Below are 19173 nucleotides of genomic sequence, written 5' to 3' on the forward strand. Positions count from 1 at the left end.
TAAATGATTAAAAAAAGGCAGTCTCAAGAGACTACCTTTTCAATCTTATTTAGGTGCACGTTTAAGGTATGTACCTTCTTGTGTATTAATTTCAAGAACATCATCTGCTGCGATGAAATCAGGAACATTAACAACAAGTCCTGTTTCCATTGTTGCTGGTTTACCTGAACCAGTTGCTGTAGCGCCTTTGATTGAAGGCTGTGTTTCAGTAACACGTAATGTTACAACAGTTGGTAATGTTAAGCCAATAACTTCTGTACCGTAAAATTGGATTTTAACTTCCATATTTTCCAATAAGAATTTTGCTTCATGTTCGATAATTTCTCTTGGAATTTCATATTGTTCATATGTTTCCAAATCCATAAAAATAGCCATTGTATCCTGGTTGTACAAGAATTGAACTGGTTTTGTTTCAATATTAGCTTGTTCAACCTTAACTTCTGGACGCATTGTTGTTTCAACAGTTGATCCAGTACGAACGTCACGTAATTTCATACGCATAACTGTGTTACCTTTACCCGGTTTATGATGACTTGCTTCTAAAACTTTAATTAATTTACCGCCTTGTTCAAAAGTCATTCCGGCTTTTAAGTTAATTGCTTCAATCATAATTTATTATCTCCCTTTTTATAAAACGTTTCTCATTGAGTATACCAAATTGAAAAGGCTTAATCTATAGTGACACTTACAAACATCACTGGATTTTATTAAATAAAAAGTCAAAAATAGCGCATTTTCTTTATTATTAATCGTATATCCAAATTATAAGCTATATTTGTCCAAATACTTCGACAATATCTCTACACATCCTATACTAGCAAGGCTATAATATATATATAATCAAATAGTTAATTTTTTAATTATTTTGAAAGGAAGTCTTATTTTGCTAAAAAACAAATATATTAACTCATCTACTACCTATCAATCGATTATCATCCTTTGTTTCAGCTTGTTCTTTTTAACGTTACCAATTTATACTACACAAGCTGCTACATCATACACGCCTCCTGTAGGTTATCCAATGGGGGCTGCCACGAATGTCACTGGTTTCGCTGGTGGTACAATCACGTTTAATTCTAATGATATTGACTCCCTACAAGGTTAATTTTTTGCCAAAACATTTACTTCCTCAGGTACCGCCGGAGGTTCTTCTATAAAATACTTACAAAATTATGCTCATGATTCAACTGCTAATTTAACTGATGCTGATTATGCAAAGGTTAATCCTACAATGATTTCAGAAAATATTACCGGGGCTGATATGATTCAGTGGTATGGTAATAAAAATAGCTTTGTTTTTTCAAAATCTAATGATAAAGTCAAAGATTTATCATACTATCTACAGAATTCTCCCCCTGATGATGAAATCGCAAAAGCCATTGCTGGTTGGTCCATACCTTCAAGTAATGCCGGTTACGCTGATGCTATCAAGCAATTTAATGCAAAAAAAGATACTATTGATAAACTTTCTGATTTTCCTGTTATGTCAAGCAATGATATTTCATCATTTGCTGATGCTACTCAAAATATTACTGATGTCAGTGATTATTACGCTAGTTTCACTTCAACAAATTTCTCAAACTCTAAAGCAACAGGTTCTACTACTAAATCTAATAATGCTATCAAACGTGTTGATTTAAATACAGATAAATCAATTGATGCTGAAAAATATGCACCTGGTAAAACGGTTATTCAATTAACCGTTGATATGAATACTGCTTCAACAGATCAAGGCGTTGTCTTTGCAGATATTGATGGCTCTATTCCTTCATTTGAAGATGCTATTGGTATCAAAATTAATTTAGTCAATTTTGATATTAACACAATGAAAATGCCATTTTTCATGTTAAATTATAAGCATTTTTCTAATAATGATGCTGGTATCAGTTTTAATTTCAATCAAGGTAGCTGGATGACTTTCAATGCGTATCCACCTAAATCTGACGGATCTTCGATAGATTACAAGTTAGCTGGTAATAGTGATGGAACGCTATTTTCCGGACAAAATAGTAATGGTTCAGATACCACCGCTAAAAATCTTCTATCCGATGAACCCGTTGCAATCGATACAACTGATAAAAACTCTAAAAAAGTGAAATCTGTCTACAATACGTCTTCACATATTAGTAATAATTTTAATACTGAAAATGGTAAGATTTTTGTCGGAAGTTGGAAGAGTCCTTTATATGGTTCAGTATTAGCACCTAGTGCTGATGTCGACGTTGATTCAAGTAGCGATGGTCTCTTATATGGGAGTATTGTTACTGGACAAAATATTATTGGTAATTTAAACGTTCCTAGTGACCTTGCCTATCAAAGTATTTTTGATGCGTCTGATGATTTTGGAGATGACGCTATACAAGAATTTTTAAAAGATCCTGATTCAAGTAACTCATCTCATCCTACTATTAAGTCTATTTCGTTACCGGGTTATACTTCTACAGATACTGGATCTGGTACGACTCATTATATTCCACAAATAGACCCTTACGATTTTCACTATTCATTAAACAATATCACTGATGAATTACCTGAAAATACCGTTCAAACAACTAAAAAATCACTTGATACTACAGTCAATATAGATACGAAATCAACAACCGATAAAACTGAAAAATATTACTTATGGTACAGTTTCAATAATGGTCCTTGGGAAAAATATTCAGAAAATGGAACAACTGAACTTACAAATTCTAAACTAGAAATCACTGCAAAAGATGCGGACGATCTTGCAAAACAATACAGTACGGACCATAGTAAATATAAATATGACGAATCTGCTTATACTGATGGGACTACATATTCTAAATTAATTGATGACAATGAATTGATTGGTTATCATCTTTTCCATAAGAATAGAATTTCATATTTAGTCACATCAACTCACGATTCGGGTACCTATTCCAGTTATAGTAATCACACAATTAATGATATCTTAAGCGGTAAAACGAATGATACAATTTCTGCTGCAAATCTCGCAAAATTAAATCCGGATTACACGCCTATTTCATATAATTTACACGTTGCAGGAGATCTTTTAGTATCCTATCCAAAAGTATTTGATTTTGGTAATTTTACAGCAGGAACTTCTGAAAAAACACCTACAGTAACTGCAACTGGTTTGTTAACTGTCGATAATCCTTTTGGACTTAACTGGAATTTAGTTGTTAGCACAAGTGATAAAGATAATCTAAGTGATCCTTTCTTTATTCCCGATCAACTTGGTTGGTTTGAAAAATTGCAAACGAGTATGCTTGGTAATTCCACAATCACTTATGGGAATGCCTCAGATATTAAAACAATTACATCTAAAGATACTCTTTTAAGTTTAAACTCAACTATTTTTGATTCTGATACAACATCAGTTATTAGTAAAAACTACTATTCTGCACAATTATCATTAAGTCTAAAAACTAAAAAAATTACTCATCCTGGTAAATTTCAAGATAACGCAACTTGGTCATTATCATCACCAAGTATCGTTGTAGATTCATCAAAAGAATAAGAAATCTAATCGACAAAAAGACGCCTAATAAAAATTAGACGTCTTTTTGATTACCATTCATTTTGATTACTTATTTTCTAGTGATTCTTCCTTATCTTTTTTTCTTCTTTTTAAAATAATAAAAAGTAAGAATAAAACTAATAAAATTAATAAAGCAATAATACCAATAATTAACCACAATAACCAAGATATATGAGGCTCTGCTGCCTTATTATCTGATTTAATCTGTTTAATATTGGCTTTAGTAATTGTAAATGAATTCGTTGCTTTCCAAGATTTATTATTTCCGGTAACGGTATAATGGACATCATATTTACCAGCGATTAACTTGGCTTTAGTTAAGTCTAATGCATAGCTAAATTTAGCGTTGGGTGCAAAATCAACGTCCTTAATTGTTTTGTCATATAAAACAGTACTACTACTATCTTCTGTAATAGTTGCTTTAATTGTTGTTGGTCCAATCACAATGGGTACATCATTTTGCATATTTGTTTGTAGTGAAACTTTATTAAATGCGTTCAATACCACTTTAGAATCGCCAATTGTCATTTTGGGATTAGGATTATCGACCGTTTCAGATTCTCTAATGACTGCTTGAACAACGTACGCAAATCGATTAGTAATTGAAATACCTTTTCCTTTATTCTTTTCCTTAATAACTTTTTCTTGTACGTTAAAGCCACCTAAAATAATACCGGAAAATGACGTAGCGGGTGTTTTCACTGTAAACGTAACTGTTGCTGTTTTTTTAGGTCCAACCACAACATCTTGTTTTTTTGAGACAAGTTCTGAAAATTGATACTTAGCAGTCGCTGGCTTTTTTACATTTGTCTTATCATAGACAATTAGTCCATTCGTATTTGTATATGAACTATTAGGGCTCACAACAATCGTTTTAGTATCGTTTTCTAAGTTCTTAATTTTCAATGCCAATGTCTGTGTTGAGTTAGGGTTCATTTTAATATCAAATTGTGCTGCCTCTCGATATTGATTAGCAGGCGTTACTTTGGCTACCGTAAACCCGGCACTATTAGACTTTGCATAGACATTGGTCGATACAGTAATAAGTGTGACTATCGCGATAGCTAAAAAGCTTAAAACTATTTTTCTTAATTTCATTATTTCGATTCTCCTTAAAAAAAAAGACTGCCTTAGGCGGTCTTTTTTCTGTTACGTTTTAATTAGCTTAGTTAAAAGCTGCTGCACTAGCATTTCCTTGAGTTGCAGTCCATGTTAAATCAGCTGAAGTTGTTGCAATTTTAGTATTTTTACCAAGTTTTAATGTTGCACTATTGTCAGCATATGACAATGTTGTAGCACCAGCGCCTGTTGTAGCTGTCGCGACAGGAGCTGCAGCACCAGCTGGTGTTAAAGTAGCAGCAGATGCTGTAGCATCTGAGTCTGTTTTAACTGTAGCAGATGCAAGATCTAATGAGCTAACCTTAACTTCAGCATCAGCCATCACACCTAATTGTGCAGTAACATTCCAACCACTATCTGTACCTACGTAATCGGCTACATCTAAAGCTTGAGAAGCATCTTTTGCGCCAGTTGATGTAATATCTGTACCAGTCGTAACTAATGCTTCATTTAGTTTTGTTGTGAAACTGAACGATGGTGCACCCGTTTGAGTAAAAGTACCTGCTTCAATGTTTAAACTAGCTGTACCTTTACCATCTGTTGAATCCGCTGAAACACTTGAGCCAACAACTGCTGTTGAACCAAGTACTAATGCTGCAATTAAAAATAAATTCTTTTTCATAATATAAATTCCTCCCATTTATTGATTAAGCCAATGCTTGAAAAGGGGACGTTGACCTTTACCTAATAGTACCATATAATTTACATAAGATTCAACTGTAATATTATCAGAAGAAACTCTATGATTAAGTCCATATACGCCAATTAATATAGCGTTTACATGTTATTTACAAGTATTTTTTTAGGTTTAATTTTTTCAAACCATTTACTGAAAGTGTACAATCAATTTTTAAATAGAATGATTCCTACCTACCCCCACTTTATAACCATTAAAGGTAGAGCCTTTAGTCATTAATAACCTTTTTTTAAGTTAACTAGAATTTAAGTGTTACTATCAATTATACTTTAAGTCCGCTTATTAAAAAGATTCGATTATCCTAGTTCAAACAAGCTCAAATGGCGGTACGCTTACTTTTTAAGAAAAGCCAACAACTTCTAATGAAATTGATTTCAGCTCTTCTAATAAGACGATTTTCGATTTACCCTCATCAAGTCTTAGTGATGGTACAACAAGTTCTGTAATTAACAAATCTTATTATTATGCAAAACTAACTTTAGATTTTACAACTTCAATTTTTGATACGACAGGGAAATATAATTACGATTCACTCTGGGCTATTTCACCAACTAAAGATAGCGGTATCGTAAATGAGTCAACTAAATAATTCTAAATAAAAAAGGTTTACTCCGTTAAGTAACTAACTGAGTAAACCTCTTTTTTTGTGTCGAAATTTCTAATTATTTACAGGACATCTTTGATATCTGTATCCCCATCATGCATCGTAATTACTTTTCCGATTGTATTATCATGTGCGATAACTGAAACTAAGACGTCTGCCACGTTTTCAAGTGAGTTAGAGCCCGCTTGACCATCATTTAATGTTACTTTACCAGTACCTGGCTCATCTACTAAGGTGCCTGGCTGAAGAATTGTATATTCTAATTGCGTATTCTTCATTAGCCAATTATCAGCATAAAACTTAGCAGTCATATAATCTCTTAATGATGAAACTTCAATTTTTTCTCTATCCAAAGAGTAAACGGAACTCAACATTACAAAACGCTTAACATGAGCTATTTCAGCTGCTTCCATCGTTTTAACTGCCCCATCTAGATCAATCTTCATTAAGTCTTTGCCGCCAGAACCAGCAACAAATAATATGGCATCAACAGCCTGCATATTCTTGACTAATTTATCTATACCTTCTAACAAATCAACATAGACATAAGTAATATTACCTTTATCTAAATTATCTGTATGTCTTGAACCCGCCAAGACTTGGTAACCTTTATCAGCTAATTTACTTGTTACTTTTTGGCCAATTCGACCATTCGATCCAACAACTAATACTCTTTTTATTTCTGTCATCATTTATACACTCCTTCGTTTTATCCTGACTAAAGTCTACATCTTTCTCGACTAAAATGGTATGACTTACACTCGTAAGTTAACGACAAAAAGACAGTCACTATTTTTACCATGACTGTCTCAGTTGATTACTAATTAATTTAATTTAAATTCTGTAACTGTTTTGTACGTATCGCCTACACGTAAAACAATATCACCAAATTCAGGGAATTGTTCAGATCCAGGTGCTGATTGTGTTTCAAATGTAATTGCTGCATGATTAGCTAATTTTTTACCATGCATAATTGGCGTTACTTCACCAAAGTTAGCCGTGAAGATAACTAAACTTGTTGCATCAGTTGAAACTGAGACAGAAACTTCTTTATCTGGACTAACTAATTTTGCTGATTCTTTACCAACTGCAGGATTATTCAAGAAAAAGGGATGATCGATACCATTAACTTGATTTTTTTGAGCAAAATCACTTGTGAAAACGTCATGTAATGTCTTAGCTTGACGGAAATCGTAAGGCGTTCCATCAACAGACATCTTTTTACCTGTTGGAATTGAATCGGGTTCTAATGGTGCAAACTTATCGCTATCTACTTGTAATAAATTGTCATCTATTGTTTCTGTGACGTCACCCATAACATTAAAGTAAACATGATTTGTTGGATTATATAGTGTATCTTTATCCGTTTTAGCAGTCGTTTCAAGATGCCAAATGTTATCATTATTTAATAGATATTTTACATCAATTGCCATGTTTCCAGGGAAACCATGTTCGCCTTCTGGGCTATCTAAATGAAAAATAACAGCTATTTCATTTTCGTTTTCACTTATTTTATACGTCCACTTTTTAGTATCAAATCCTGGCGTACCACCATGCAATGTATTTGTACCTTCGTTAATTTGCACTTGGTAGCTTTGATCATTAATGTTGAATTTACCATCTTTAATACGTCCAGCAACACGACCAATTGAAGCGCCAATAAAACTATCTTTTTCTAAGTATTCATTTGCTGAATCAAATCCAAGAACAATTTCTCGTTTTCCAGTACTTGTGGGTACCTTGAGGCTAACAATTCTAGCCCCTAAATCTGTGAGTGATAATTCAAACCCATTATCATTTATAATCGTTATTAAATCATAGTCATTTCCAAAATCCTTTGTTTTAACTTGCATATTTATCTCCTCCGCTTACTGTATTTGTCCATTCTTATTAATACTAGTCCATTTTAATTAGATATTCAAGAAAGCGTTTACTTTTTTATTGAATAATTACCTTTATTTTACTGAAAATGACATAACCAACCTTTATTTCTGTTATTTCTCTAAAATGTAACGTCATTATAAGCGAATAACTATAATAAATACAAATGTATAGTTCGTTTTTTGTTATCATGTTTATGGAATATTATGTTTATTTATCATTAAAAGATTAATAGCCGAATTATTAATTGATTTATTTTTTAATTATTAGTATACTTACATTATTAATATAAAAGGAGTTTACAATGACAAAAAAACGCGTTTATCTTGCAGGACCCTTTTTCACTCCAGAACAAAAAGAACGATTAGATTTGGTAGCCGATCTCCTAAGTAAAAATCCAACAATTAACGCAGATGCAATTCATCTTCCAGGAAACGTTCAATATCCAGATGCGGACTTCGGCACATTTGAATGGCAAACAGCTACCTTCCAAAATGATATTCGCCAAATTGATCAAGCAGATATCGTTGTTGCAGTTCTTGATTATCAATTGGAAGAAAACAATGATGAAGCTGACTCAGGTACTGTTTGGGAATGTGGTTATGCTCATGCCAATCGCAAACCTGTTATTTTAGTTCGCCAAAATAAAGGTATTCCCTTAAATCTAATGCTTGCTGGAAGTTATACAGCAATGTTTGATGGTTTAGAAGATATCCAAAATTTAGCAACCTACGATTTTAAGGTTTTACAAAATAAGTATGTTGATTTATCAATTTTTTAATTGATCCAATGTTTCACGTGAAACAAAAATACTCTATGCTATAAATCTTTTAAATCGGATTTAAATACAGTAACAGATATTATTTTTATATTTCTAGTACTGTATTTTTTTCTCTCACAAATTGAAGCACCAAACAGTTAATAATATGAAAGAACTTATTAACTAACGACTTATTATGTTTGCTAGTTCAATAACAAACGTATTTCTTATAAATTAAAAAGTATGACCCAATAGAAATATAATTGGGTCATACTTTAGTATCTTAAATACTATTTAAATGCCTAACATCATTGTTACTATTTAACAATAGTTAACAATGAACCGTTTTCATCAATAAAAATTATCCTCGTGCTAATAATAAGTTAAATAAACCGCCCATTGTTTTATCCGATAATTCGATTTCTTTACCAGCTTCTGTCACTTTAGTAATTTCATAATAATCTTCAAATTCGGGTACTTCTAATTCCATCATCGCAACAAAAGCAGCAGCTGTTTTGTAAGTTGCTTGTAATTCTTCTCCATGAATGTAATTAATAACTAGCATAATTGTATCCCCTTATTGTTTTCTTTAAATAAGTTCCGTTTTTTTTATATCATCAACCGTTTTTGTTCCAGCTAATTGCATATCAATTGTTAATTCCTTAGCTAAATGTTCAAAGACTGATTGAACGCCTTTCGCACCACCCAAATGAAGCCCATAAACCATTGGACGGCCAATGGCAACGACATCCGCCCCACTAGCAAGCGCTTTAAATATATGTGAACCACGACGAACGCCACTATCAAAGACAATTGGCACTCGTTTATTGACCTTCTTAGCAATTAACTCAAGAACATCAAACGATGCAGGTCCGCCATCTAGTTGCCGACCGCCATGATTTGAAACCCAAATACCTTTAGCTCCAGCTTCAATAATAGCATCAACATCCAATGGTGATTGAATACCTTTAACGAAAACGGGTAAGTCAGTATAATCAGAAATACTCTTAATATCTGCTAAACTCAATGTTTGTTTAGCATTAGCATAAATAGCTGCGATTCCTTGTCCTTCACCTTCACCATATTCAGCTAAATTAGCCATTGGTTGAGGGAAGATAAATTTATTAATACTATCAGCTTCACGATTACCACCTAGTGTTGAATCAGCTGTTAATATGATAGCCTTCATCCCCACTTCTTTGGCTTGATCTAATAAAAAATGATTAAATTTATCATCTTTACTCATATACAATTGGAAAAATTGAGGTCCACCAGTTCCTCCATTATATGTTTCTGAAATCGTTTTATTTGAATACGTACTAAGCGACATAATTGAACCAACTGCGGCCATCCCCTTAGCAGTATCAATTTCACCTTGTTCATGGGCTAGCCCCTGTGCCGCAACTGGAGCTGCTATCATTGGCATTTGTAAATCAATACCCATAAATGTTGTTGATAAATCCGGATTTTCGATATTTTGTAAAACTCGAGGTGAAATTTGCTTATGATTAAATGCACTTGTATTTTCGCGTAACGTCCATTCATCCTCAGCTCCACCAGCAATATACCCAAATGCACCCTTTTCCATACGTGCTTCCACTAATTTTTCTAATGATTGAACATTGGTGATTTCAATCGAATGTTCTTCTTGACTTGCTTGATATCCCATAATTGTATCCCCCTATACTATTTATACTTGTAGTGTAGCCCTTAATAATAAATACTGTCATCAATAACACTTACTATATGTCAATAACGGCTATATAATTATTCAATCCATACAACAATGGCTAATCAAAGAATTACTAATTTGATATTAACTATTTTGGTCGAATTAATTTATATTGCTCTCCTAAGTTAGCGTATTCTGGTCCAGCCAGCCTCGCCACTGGATCTAATTTTTTAGCATTAATATACATTTTTTCTTTATCCAAAACATCATCTTCTATGTGAAAACAAACCACTTCAAGAATAAATAAATCCGTAATAATCTTACCATCATCCATAATAGGAACATACTGGTTCAATATAACTTCAAACCTCGCTTTAACACCATCAATCCCTGGCACCAATACCTTATTACTAGGAACCGTTGTTAATTTCAATTCGGAAACTTCACTCTCGTCTAGTCCAAAACTAGCAGCGCTCTGATTAACAAATTCCATTAATTCACGTGTTGGTAATTGGACCACAGCCTGTTTCGAACTAACTAAATTAGCCGCGGTGTGTTTCATTTCACCATTTCTACGTCGATTAATTGATATCGACATTAATGGCAACGTATCCGATACAACACTAAAAAAACTAAACGGAGCTAAATTAATTAGTCCCGTCTCATTTACAGTAGTAACCCATGCTATGGGTCTCGGAATTAATGTACCAGACATTAATTTGTACTGATTTTTAGCCGATAATTCGTTACTATTAAATGAAATCATCTTATATTATTCCTCAATTTTTAATCTATTGGTCTTATCTAACCATTGTTTAGCATTCCGTAATTCTAATTCTGAAATTTGATGTGATTGTTCAGCCTCAAAACTGGTAAATTCAATATTAAATTCTCGACAAAACTTCTTTAGTTCATCAAAATTTGATTTTGAAACAATTGGATCTAAAAATCCATATGAACCCCAAATTTTAATATCACTTAAGTCGACAGTCGCTTTAATATTTTCCGATAACACCATAGGATGTAGTAAAACAGCTGTTTTAAATAGTGCCTGTTCCGTTAATAATGAATGGAAGGCAACGTTAGCCCCATTAGAATAACCTAGGACAATTAATTTTTCTGGATCAAAAGCGTACTTCACAGCTAACTCATTAATTACAGTCATTAACCAATTTGTCTCTACAGATAAACTATTTAAATCGAAATCACCATCCGGTAAATGTGCAAAATAGCGTGTTAAACCATTCTCTATTAACCGTCCACGAATGCCAATTTTAGGACTATCTGGAGCCAAAAAATCTGCAATTGATAGTAAATCTGATTCCGTTCCACCAGTTCCATGCAACATTAAGATTGTCGCATTGCCAACCCTACCAGCTTTATAAGATGTAATTGCTTCTGCCATATCTATAACTTCTTGTCTGAATTGAAATTAACTAAGTGAGCTTCAATATCTGCACGTTGGTCTTCTAAAAATGGTGGTAACTCTAGGTGAATACCAGCTTCTTCATATGTTTCATCTTGCAAGAATCCAGGACCATCCGTTGCAATTTCAAATAATACACCTTCACCAGGACGGAAATACTCTGATTTAAAATAGAATCGGTCAACAAAACCTGAATCACGAATACCAACTCTTTGTATTTGTTCAATCCAATAGTTTAATGACTCTTCATCTTCTGTCCTGAAAGCAATATGATGAACTGTTCCATATGCTTGAATCTCATTCGGTAAATCTTGGTCTTCTTCGATAATAATTTGTGCGCCATGTCCACCATCGTTCAATTCATATAATGTACGTTGATTTTCTGTGGCAATTTTATCAAATCCCAATAATTGTCTTAACACAATATCCATACGTTCTGGATAATCCACTGTAATAATTGTTGTTCCTAACCCATTAATTGCGAACATCTTGGGAACCGGACTATATAATTAAGGTGTCCCAGCTTCCACACCATGATTACGTTCGTCAGAAATTAATTGATATTGCTCATGATCAAAATCATAAAAATTCATTGTTTTACTGCCAAAATTCATTTCAATTTCATCATGTTTAATATCATAATCGTCAAATCGTTCTGCCCAAAAATCTAGGGCATCATCGCTAGGAACTCTAAATCCAATTCTCGAAATACCATTTTTTCCTTTTGTGCCTTGAAATAAACCCGGAAAATCAAAAAAGGTAATATCGGTTCCTGCCGATCCCATATCATCCGTAAAGTATAGATGATAGGTTCTAACATCATCTTGATTTACTGTTTTTTTAATTAAATGTAATCCTAATATTTCTGTCATAAAATGAAACATTTTTGGTGAACTTGAAGTAATAGCTGTAATATGATGTAATCCTAATAATTTAGTGTTCATGATTGATACCCCCAATTTATTTAATAAACTTAAATTATCACACTTACTAAAAGTAAGCAATTTATTTAACCTAATTATTTTATACTTAAGTCTGATAACCTTAATCTATACTTTAGAAGATTCATTTATTAAACAAGTTACAAATTCTTGAATTGGCTTTGGTAGTTCGTTTCTTCCAACAAGGTAGAATTCACGCTGATACTGTTTTGATAGTACTTTGACTGGTATCTCTGGGTAATCAGTCAGTGCAGTCTGTGAAACAATTGATTGCCCTATACCTTGTCTGAGCAATTGAATAATTAATGAATTACTTTTAATCGTCATGAAGTGCTCTAACGTTAAATTATTTGCTTTTAAGTAGTTAATTGAATAATGATAAACACCTGATCCATGTTCTCTAAGTAACCACGGCTCATCCTCATTACCAGCCCAAACTAATTGATCAGTCGTCAACGAGTAACGTTTAATATTCTTCTCAGTCAACGGTTTTTCAATAAATCCAAAATCTAACTTATGTTGCTTTAATTGTTCCATAATTTGTGATGAATTAAGAACGCTAACTTCTAATTCTAATCGTTTTAGAGATTCCTTATTTTTGCGTAACAGGTCAGGTAGTAAGTATGCTGCAGTGGTGTGTGAGGCAGCTATTTTACAGGCAATTTTCTGATCAGTTTTTTGATGTTTTAAGGCAAATAAATCTTGCTGCCATAAATCTAGTAATTGCTGTGTTTGCTGGTAAAGTAGCGTTCCACTCTCGGTAGGTACAATTTGTTGTCGGCCATTTCTTTCAAATAACATAACACCTAATGTTTCTTCCAATTGCTTAATTTGAACTGAAATCGTTGGTTGTGATAAAAATAGTAGTTGCGCACTAGTAGTAAAGTTCCTTGTTTCATAAACTGATTTAAAAATTTCTAAATTTTTAAAAATATTAACCACTTCCATTCGTTTTATTAATAGTACTTATTATAAAGATTTATTTTATTAATTAAAAGAAATCAGCTATAGTTAAAGTATTGTTTAGAGAGGATGATCATATTGAAAAAAATAACTAACTTACTACCAGGATTTATCGTTGCCTTACTAATTGGGCTTGCCAGCTATTTTATTGCTAAACTTTGGTTGCCCATGTTAGGTGGTGCAACTATTGCTTTATTCATTGGAATCATTTTAGGTAATACTGTTCTACATCAACCCACACTAACGGCCGGAACTAAATTTTCTGAGAAACGTTTATTAGAATACTCAGTTCTTTTGTTAGGTGCGACTATCACATTTCAAAGTATTAAAGAAATTGGTTTAAATGGCTTACTTTTTACTTTTCTTCAAATGAGTATCACAATTATTTTTGCAATTTGGCTAGGTAAAAAATTAGCCTTTGGTGAAGGTACTTACTTATTAATGGCCGGTGGAAATGCTGTCTGTGGTTCATCAGCCATTGGTGCAATTGCCCCAGTTATTGATGCTGATAATGAAGAAACTGGAATTTCAATTACGTTAGTTAATCTAATGGGAACCATTTTAATGTTAACATTACCTATTATTGGAACCCTCCTCTGGGGTGGTAACAATGTTTTCAGAGGTGTCTTAATTGGTGGAACTGTGCAATCTGTTGGGCAAGTAGTTGCAAGTGCAACTATGCTAAATCAGGATGTCATCGTAACTGCTACATTGTTCAAAATATTAAGAATTATTTGTTTAGTATTTGTTATTACTATTTTTAGCTATTTACACAGCAAGAATCAACCTACCCAAAAAGCGTCACAAGTAACAACAAAAAAATCAACTTTAGTTCCTTGGTATGTTATTGGATTTTTAACACTTTGTGTCCTTAATAGTTTACATTTTTTACCTTCACGAATTGGTGAAACTGCACATTTTCTAAGTACATGGTGTGAAATAATCGCCTTAGCTGCTATTGGCCTTCGGTTAAATTTAAAATCACTATTTAGTCAAGGCAAGCGTTTATTACTTTATGCTGGTGGTATTATGCTTGTTCAAGTAGTATTAGCAATCGGTTTAATTACAATTTTATTTTAAAAAAATAATCATATGACCTGGCCATAATATGCCAAAGTCATATGATCATTTTTTTATTCAGATTATAATTTAAAGATGCGTTCTTGCCGGTCAAAACTCTGATCAGCAAACCAACCTTCCAACAATGTTAATTGCTGCCGTTCAAAAATGATTTCCTTATTTTTAGCCAAGCACTTAATCACATGTCCGGCTGTTTCACGAGTAGTCCCGCTAACTAACGCTAGCTCTTTAATCGTGACACGATAAGGAATAACGACATGCTTTTCTGTGAAATCAGCACCTAATTGTTCTGCTAAAATATTGATAGCTTGTACAATTCGATCATGAGCACTAGACGTTACCATTCTTTGCACTTGATTCTCTGTAGCGCTTAGAATTGTTGACATCTCCCTTATTGATCGAGTAGCCATCAGAATATTTTGCTTCAATATCCGTTCAACTAAGGCCATTGGGAAATAGACGATTTGTATATCCGTCATGGCTCTCGCTAAATAAGGGTAATTTTTATCACTTAGTAAGCCTCGATACGGAAATCCTAAGTCATTTTTGATATATGAATAAAATCCAAAGTCGCCATCAATATCAAATCGTTCAACCCGTATTACGCCTTCTATTAAAAAATAAAAACGTGTACGTTGATCATTTTCGTCAAAAAGAACCTGACCTTTTTGGAACGATTTGATACTCATGTTGTTCATTAGTAAATTGGCTTCTTCATCAGTAAGTGCTTCAAAATCTGATAATTTTCTTAAATACTGCATATATTGGGGTACTGCTTTAATTTTTTGCATTGTTTGATCCCCTCCACTAATTACTAACTCCCTAAACTCTCTCCTTTATCATTTTAACATGGATATTCCTTGGCCACAATTTACCTTACAACTTTGTTAGCTAGTTCAGCTTAACTATCGCTTTTTATTAACCTTTTACGATAACTGTCCCAGCATCATTATCTAATAATTGACTGATGTTTTCTAAAGATGTCACAATTGCGCGACCCTTTTTACTTGCTTCAACGAATTCAATCGCAGCTTCAATCTTAGGTAACATACTACCTTTAGCGAATTGATCTTCTTTGATATATTCTTTTAATTCAGAAACAGTTACCTGTTCTAATTTTTCTTGATTAGGTTTATTGAAGTTAACATAAACATTATCAACACTCGTCAAAATAATAAGTAAATCAGCATCTACCAATTCAGCTAATTTTTCTGAAGCGAAATCTTTATCAATAACAGCTTCTACGCCATGTAATTTACCGTTTTCTTCAACAACAGGAACACCACCGCCACCAACAGAAATTGAAATAACACCATTTTCTGTTAATTGATCGATTGTTTTGTATTCTTTAATCCCAGTTGGACGTGGTGAAGGAACAACACGACGCCATCCACGACCAGCATCTTCAACAAATGTCATCTCTTCATGTGCAGCCATTTCTGCTTTAGCAGCTGTTTCTGAATAGAATGGACCAACTGGTTTAGTTGGGTTACTAAATGCAGCATCATTTTGATCAACGATAACTTGTGTCACAATAGTTGCAACTTCTTTATTGATTCCTTTTTCAACCAATGCATTATCCAATGCATTTTGCATCCAATAACCAATACTTCCTTGTGTCATTGCAACACAAGTATCTAATGGTAAGGCTGGGTTCTTTTCAGAAACTGCAGCTGCTTGTTGAAGTAATAAGTTCCCAACTTGTGGACCATTACCATGAGAGATAATTAATTTATCCCCTTTTTCAACAAATTTAACAAGATATTCAGCTGTTTCTCGCAATGCTTTTTGTTGTGCCTCAGCACTAGCATCCTTTGATAAAATAGCATTTCCACCTAAAGCAATAACAATTTTTCTTGACATATTAATCGACTCCTCATTTTTTTATTTATTAAACAACCATTTTTCCTGAAGCAATTAACCAAATACCAATGCAAGCACCAATAATTATAACCAGGGTTATACCTATTTCGCCTTTTGATAAGAATTTTTCACCTTGTGCTACTCTTGCTTTCCCATAGAAGTAAATCCCTGGAATGTAAGCGATTAAACAGAGTAATAAATAACTGATACCGGCCATAATAATCCCGGCAACTTGGAATAATAGCGCAATTAAACCATATACTAATTGTGCTTTATTGCCTTTTTCATCAATATGTTGAATTGAGTATTTAACTTGATACATCGCAACTAAGATATAACAAACAATAATTGAAGCTGTACATAGTGAATAAGCAAAATTATAAGCCTTATCTGTGAATAAAAGCGTGAAAAGGAATAATTGTACTAATCCGCCTGTTACGATTAAAGCAAAAGTTGGTGCTTTTTTATCATTAACTTTACCAAAGTAACCGGGTAATAATTTACTTTTGGCCATTAATAACATTGTTTCTGCTGGAAGCATTGTCCATGATAACCATGCACCCAAAATTGAAACAATTAAGCCAATACCGATAACGTAACCACCAACTGGTCCAACCATTTCAACAGCAATATATAACATTGCTGGTTGATGAATTGAAGCTAATTGTGCTTGTGTCAAAATACCGTATGGTAACATTGAAGCTAAAACGTAAACGACTAATAAACTAATTAAGCCAATGATTGTAGCCTTACCTGCATCAGATTTCTTTTCTGCACGAGAAGACAACATTGATGCCCCTTCGATACCTACAAAGACCCACATCATAACCATCATACATTTTTTAATTTGTGAAGCGACATCGCCAACAACGAAGTTATGACTCATTGTGCCCCAGAAGTTAGCTGTAAAAATATCGATCTTGAATAAGAATATAGCAACAACAATAAATACAAAAATTGGAATTAATTTGCAGACCGTAACAATCGCATTGATTGCTGCTGCACCTTCAATACCGCGATTAACAAAGTATGTTAATCCCCAGCAAAGGATACTTGCAATTAAAATTGAAGGTAGATTTTGTCCTGATTTAAAGATAGGGAAAAAGTAACCAACCGCACTCATCAAGATTGTAGCGAATGCAACGTTTCCTAACCAAGCAGATAACCAGTAACCCCAACCACTGATGAATCCAGCGAATGGTCCAAATCCTTTTTCTGCATAAGTAAAAATACCTTCTAAATCTGGTTCTTTATTTAATAAGTTATTCAATGAAAGAGATAACATCAAAATACCAATTCCGACAATTACCCAACCAATTAGAGCAGGACCGGGTGAAGATGCATTGGCTAAATCAGAGGTTAGTCCGAAGACCCCACCACCAATAGAAGAACTAATAACTAACGCGACTAGCGCCATTAAACTAATTTTTTTAACTGTATGTTTTTCGTCCATAATTTAACTGCCTACTTTCTTTATTAAAAATAAAAAGGGACCTAATCTAAAGTCTTGCTCCAGATTAGTCCCCCTAATGACAGCCTATTTTTTTGCAGAGACACTTCCCTGTTAAGTTACTTTCACCGTTAAAAACAAACTATCATAATGTTATTAAACGCGTGGAATGAATAAGTTTCCTGCAGTTGCAGCCATAATTGCTTTGATTGAATGCATTCTGTTTTCTGCTTCTTCAAATTGACGCGCATATTTACTACGGAATGCTTCGTCAGTAATTTCCATTTCTTTAACACCATATTTTTCGAACATTTCTTTACCATATTCAGTTTCAATGCCATGGAATGCTGGTAAACAATGCATGATGATCATATTTTCATTACCAGTCTTTTTAACCATGTCCATGTTTAATTGGTATGGTTTCAATGTGTTAATACGTTCTTCGAATTTATCTTCTTCACCCATTGATACCCAAACATCTGTGTAAAGAATATCTGAACCTTTAACCCCTTTATCAACGTCTGAAGTAATCATGTTCTTGCTTCCTGATTTTTTAGCAAATTCAGCAGCAAATTTTTGAACTTCTTCAGTTGGTTGTAATGAGTCAGGTGCAACGATATGAATATTTACACCTAACATTGATCCAGTTACCAAAAGGCTGTTAGCCATATTGTTACGGCCATCCCCAACGTATGTTAATGTGATGCCTTTTAATTTGCCAAAGTTTTCTTTAACAGTCATAAAATCAGCAATCATTTGTGTTGGATGCCATTCATCAGTTAAACCATTCCATACAGGAACGCCTGAGAATTTAGCTAATCCTTCAACAACATCTTGGCTGAATCCACGGAATTCAATACCGTCGAACATACTACCTAATACTTTAGCTGTATCTTCAACTGATTCTTTTTTACCTAATTGAATATCATTTTTTCCAAGAAATTCAGGATGAGCACCTAAATCAACTGATGCTGTTGTGAAAGCAGCACGTGTTCTTGTTGAATTTTTTTCAAAAAGTAAGGCAATATTCTTACCTTGAAGATATTTATGAGGGATTCCACGTTTTTTCAAATCTTTTAAATGAATTGAGAAATCGATTAAATATTCTAATTCTTCTGGAGTAAAATCTTTTTCTGCTAAAAGACTGCGACCTTGAAAGACTGTGTTTGACATATTAATTTCCACCTTTTT

The 19173-nt window shown here is 33.4% G+C and carries 18 protein-coding genes and 1 pseudogene; 4 read left to right on the forward strand and 15 right to left on the reverse strand.

Annotated elements, in window-relative coordinates; translation table 11 throughout:
- Positions 1-45: 45 nt before the first annotated feature.
- The gene (efp, locus tag AC1RPT_RS00060) at positions 46-609 is read right to left on the reverse strand and encodes an elongation factor P (protein ID WP_409021902.1); all 564 of its coding nucleotides are present in this window, start codon (positions 607-609) and stop codon (positions 46-48) included.
- 274 nt (positions 610-883) lie between these two features.
- Between efp and AC1RPT_RS00065 the strand changes: the two genes are divergently transcribed.
- Positions 884-1105: a hypothetical protein gene (locus AC1RPT_RS00065; protein ID WP_481761126.1), complete on the forward strand. Its 222-nt coding sequence runs from the start codon at positions 884-886 to the stop codon at positions 1103-1105.
- Positions 1106-1231: 126 nt separating this feature from the next.
- Positions 1232-3505: a hypothetical protein gene (locus AC1RPT_RS00070; RefSeq protein WP_481761125.1), complete on the forward strand. Its 2274-nt coding sequence runs from the start codon at positions 1232-1234 to the stop codon at positions 3503-3505.
- A 66-nt stretch (positions 3506-3571) separates the two neighbouring features.
- On the opposite strand, the gene AC1RPT_RS00075 is transcribed toward AC1RPT_RS00070, so the two are convergent.
- From AC1RPT_RS00075 to AC1RPT_RS00090, 4 genes are all read right to left on the reverse strand, one after another.
- The gene (locus tag AC1RPT_RS00075; protein WP_481761124.1) at positions 3572-4624 is read right to left on the reverse strand and encodes a WxLIP family cell surface protein; all 1053 of its coding nucleotides are present in this window, start codon (positions 4622-4624) and stop codon (positions 3572-3574) included.
- 67 nt (positions 4625-4691) lie between these two features.
- Positions 4692-5267 (reverse strand): WxL domain-containing protein, encoded by a 576-nt coding sequence (locus AC1RPT_RS00080; RefSeq protein WP_481761123.1) that lies wholly within the window; start codon positions 5265-5267, stop codon positions 4692-4694.
- A gap of 741 nt (positions 5268-6008) precedes the next feature.
- A complete protein-coding gene (locus AC1RPT_RS00085) occupies positions 6009-6638 on the reverse strand; it encodes an SDR family oxidoreductase (RefSeq protein ID WP_481761122.1) in 630 nt (209 codons plus the stop codon).
- Between the two features lie 132 nt (positions 6639-6770).
- The gene (locus AC1RPT_RS00090; protein WP_481761121.1) at positions 6771-7799 is read right to left on the reverse strand and encodes a galactose-1-epimerase; all 1029 of its coding nucleotides are present in this window, start codon (positions 7797-7799) and stop codon (positions 6771-6773) included.
- A 332-nt stretch (positions 7800-8131) separates the two neighbouring features.
- Between AC1RPT_RS00090 and AC1RPT_RS00095 the strand changes: the two genes are divergently transcribed.
- Positions 8132-8608, forward strand: coding sequence for a nucleoside 2-deoxyribosyltransferase (locus AC1RPT_RS00095; RefSeq protein ID WP_481761120.1), 477 nt, complete (start codon positions 8132-8134; stop codon positions 8606-8608).
- Positions 8609-8948: 340 nt separating this feature from the next.
- On the opposite strand, the gene AC1RPT_RS00100 is transcribed toward AC1RPT_RS00095, so the two are convergent.
- The 6 genes and pseudogenes from AC1RPT_RS00100 to AC1RPT_RS00125 all read right to left on the reverse strand — a co-directional run bounded on the left by AC1RPT_RS00100 (position 8949) and on the right by AC1RPT_RS00125 (position 13568).
- Complete coding sequence (locus tag AC1RPT_RS00100; protein ID WP_481761119.1) at positions 8949-9152, reverse strand: hypothetical protein; 204 nt, start codon at positions 9150-9152, stop codon at positions 8949-8951.
- A 24-nt stretch (positions 9153-9176) separates the two neighbouring features.
- A complete protein-coding gene (locus AC1RPT_RS00105; RefSeq protein ID WP_481761118.1) occupies positions 9177-10256 on the reverse strand; it encodes a lactate oxidase in 1080 nt (359 codons plus the stop codon).
- A gap of 151 nt (positions 10257-10407) precedes the next feature.
- Positions 10408-11025 (reverse strand): flavin reductase family protein, encoded by a 618-nt coding sequence (locus AC1RPT_RS00110; protein WP_481761117.1) that lies wholly within the window; start codon positions 11023-11025, stop codon positions 10408-10410.
- Between the two features lie 6 nt (positions 11026-11031).
- The gene (locus AC1RPT_RS00115; protein ID WP_481761116.1) at positions 11032-11664 is read right to left on the reverse strand and encodes an alpha/beta hydrolase; all 633 of its coding nucleotides are present in this window, start codon (positions 11662-11664) and stop codon (positions 11032-11034) included.
- Between the two features lie 2 nt (positions 11665-11666).
- Positions 11667-12629: pseudogene (locus tag AC1RPT_RS00120) on the reverse strand (ring-cleaving dioxygenase).
- 105 nt (positions 12630-12734) lie between these two features.
- Positions 12735-13568, reverse strand: coding sequence for a LysR substrate-binding domain-containing protein (locus AC1RPT_RS00125; protein ID WP_481762947.1), 834 nt, complete (start codon positions 13566-13568; stop codon positions 12735-12737).
- Positions 13569-13658: 90 nt separating this feature from the next.
- Between AC1RPT_RS00125 and AC1RPT_RS00130 the strand changes: the two genes are divergently transcribed.
- On the forward strand, positions 13659-14669 hold the full coding sequence (locus AC1RPT_RS00130) for a YeiH family protein (RefSeq protein WP_481761114.1): 1011 nt from the start codon (positions 13659-13661) through the stop codon (positions 14667-14669).
- 62 nt (positions 14670-14731) lie between these two features.
- Here AC1RPT_RS00130 and AC1RPT_RS00135 read toward each other — a convergent pair whose 3' ends face one another.
- From AC1RPT_RS00135 to argF, 4 genes are all read right to left on the reverse strand, one after another.
- Positions 14732-15460, reverse strand: a complete 729-nt coding sequence (locus AC1RPT_RS00135; protein ID WP_481761113.1) for a Crp/Fnr family transcriptional regulator — start codon at positions 15458-15460, stop codon at positions 14732-14734.
- 127 nt (positions 15461-15587) lie between these two features.
- Entirely contained in the window at positions 15588-16532 is a 945-nt protein-coding gene (gene arcC, locus AC1RPT_RS00140; protein WP_409021884.1) for a carbamate kinase, read from the reverse strand.
- Positions 16533-16560: 28 nt separating this feature from the next.
- Positions 16561-17985 (reverse strand): arginine-ornithine antiporter, encoded by a 1425-nt coding sequence (gene arcD, locus AC1RPT_RS00145; RefSeq protein ID WP_481761112.1) that lies wholly within the window; start codon positions 17983-17985, stop codon positions 16561-16563.
- Positions 17986-18138: 153 nt separating this feature from the next.
- The gene (argF, locus tag AC1RPT_RS00150) at positions 18139-19155 is read right to left on the reverse strand and encodes an ornithine carbamoyltransferase (RefSeq protein WP_481761111.1); all 1017 of its coding nucleotides are present in this window, start codon (positions 19153-19155) and stop codon (positions 18139-18141) included.
- Between the last annotated feature and the right edge of the window lie 18 nt (positions 19156-19173).

This window comes from Dellaglioa sp. CoH-56-MRSF-11 (assembly GCF_056782135.1).

Excerpts from the sequence above, each read along its gene's own strand:
- efp (WP_409021902.1), bottom strand. The coding sequence starts at position 609 with ATGATTGAAGCAATTAACTTAAAAGCCGGAATGACTTTTGAACAAGGC.
- AC1RPT_RS00070 (WP_481761125.1), top strand. The coding sequence starts at position 1,232 with ATGATTTCAGAAAATATTACCGGGGCTGATATGATTCAGTGGTATGGT.
- AC1RPT_RS00075 (WP_481761124.1), bottom strand. The coding sequence starts at position 4,624 with ATGAAATTAAGAAAAATAGTTTTAAGCTTTTTAGCTATCGCGATAGTC.
- AC1RPT_RS00080 (WP_481761123.1), bottom strand. The coding sequence starts at position 5,267 with ATGAAAAAGAATTTATTTTTAATTGCAGCATTAGTACTTGGTTCAACA.
- AC1RPT_RS00085 (WP_481761122.1), bottom strand. The coding sequence starts at position 6,638 with ATGATGACAGAAATAAAAAGAGTATTAGTTGTTGGATCGAATGGTCGA.
- AC1RPT_RS00090 (WP_481761121.1), bottom strand. The coding sequence starts at position 7,799 with ATGCAAGTTAAAACAAAGGATTTTGGAAATGACTATGATTTAATAACG.
- AC1RPT_RS00095 (WP_481761120.1), top strand. The coding sequence starts at position 8,132 with ATGACAAAAAAACGCGTTTATCTTGCAGGACCCTTTTTCACTCCAGAA.
- AC1RPT_RS00100 (WP_481761119.1), bottom strand. The coding sequence starts at position 9,152 with ATGCTAGTTATTAATTACATTCATGGAGAAGAATTACAAGCAACTTAC.
- AC1RPT_RS00105 (WP_481761118.1), bottom strand. The coding sequence starts at position 10,256 with ATGGGATATCAAGCAAGTCAAGAAGAACATTCGATTGAAATCACCAAT.
- AC1RPT_RS00110 (WP_481761117.1), bottom strand. The coding sequence starts at position 11,025 with ATGATTTCATTTAATAGTAACGAATTATCGGCTAAAAATCAGTACAAA.
- AC1RPT_RS00115 (WP_481761116.1), bottom strand. The coding sequence starts at position 11,664 with ATGGCAGAAGCAATTACATCTTATAAAGCTGGTAGGGTTGGCAATGCG.
- AC1RPT_RS00130 (WP_481761114.1), top strand. The coding sequence starts at position 13,659 with ATGATCATATTGAAAAAAATAACTAACTTACTACCAGGATTTATCGTT.
- AC1RPT_RS00135 (WP_481761113.1), bottom strand. The coding sequence starts at position 15,460 with ATGCAAAAAATTAAAGCAGTACCCCAATATATGCAGTATTTAAGAAAA.
- arcC (WP_409021884.1), bottom strand. The coding sequence starts at position 16,532 with ATGTCAAGAAAAATTGTTATTGCTTTAGGTGGAAATGCTATTTTATCA.
- arcD (WP_481761112.1), bottom strand. The coding sequence starts at position 17,985 with ATGGACGAAAAACATACAGTTAAAAAAATTAGTTTAATGGCGCTAGTC.
- argF (WP_481761111.1), bottom strand. The coding sequence starts at position 19,155 with ATGTCAAACACAGTCTTTCAAGGTCGCAGTCTTTTAGCAGAAAAAGAT.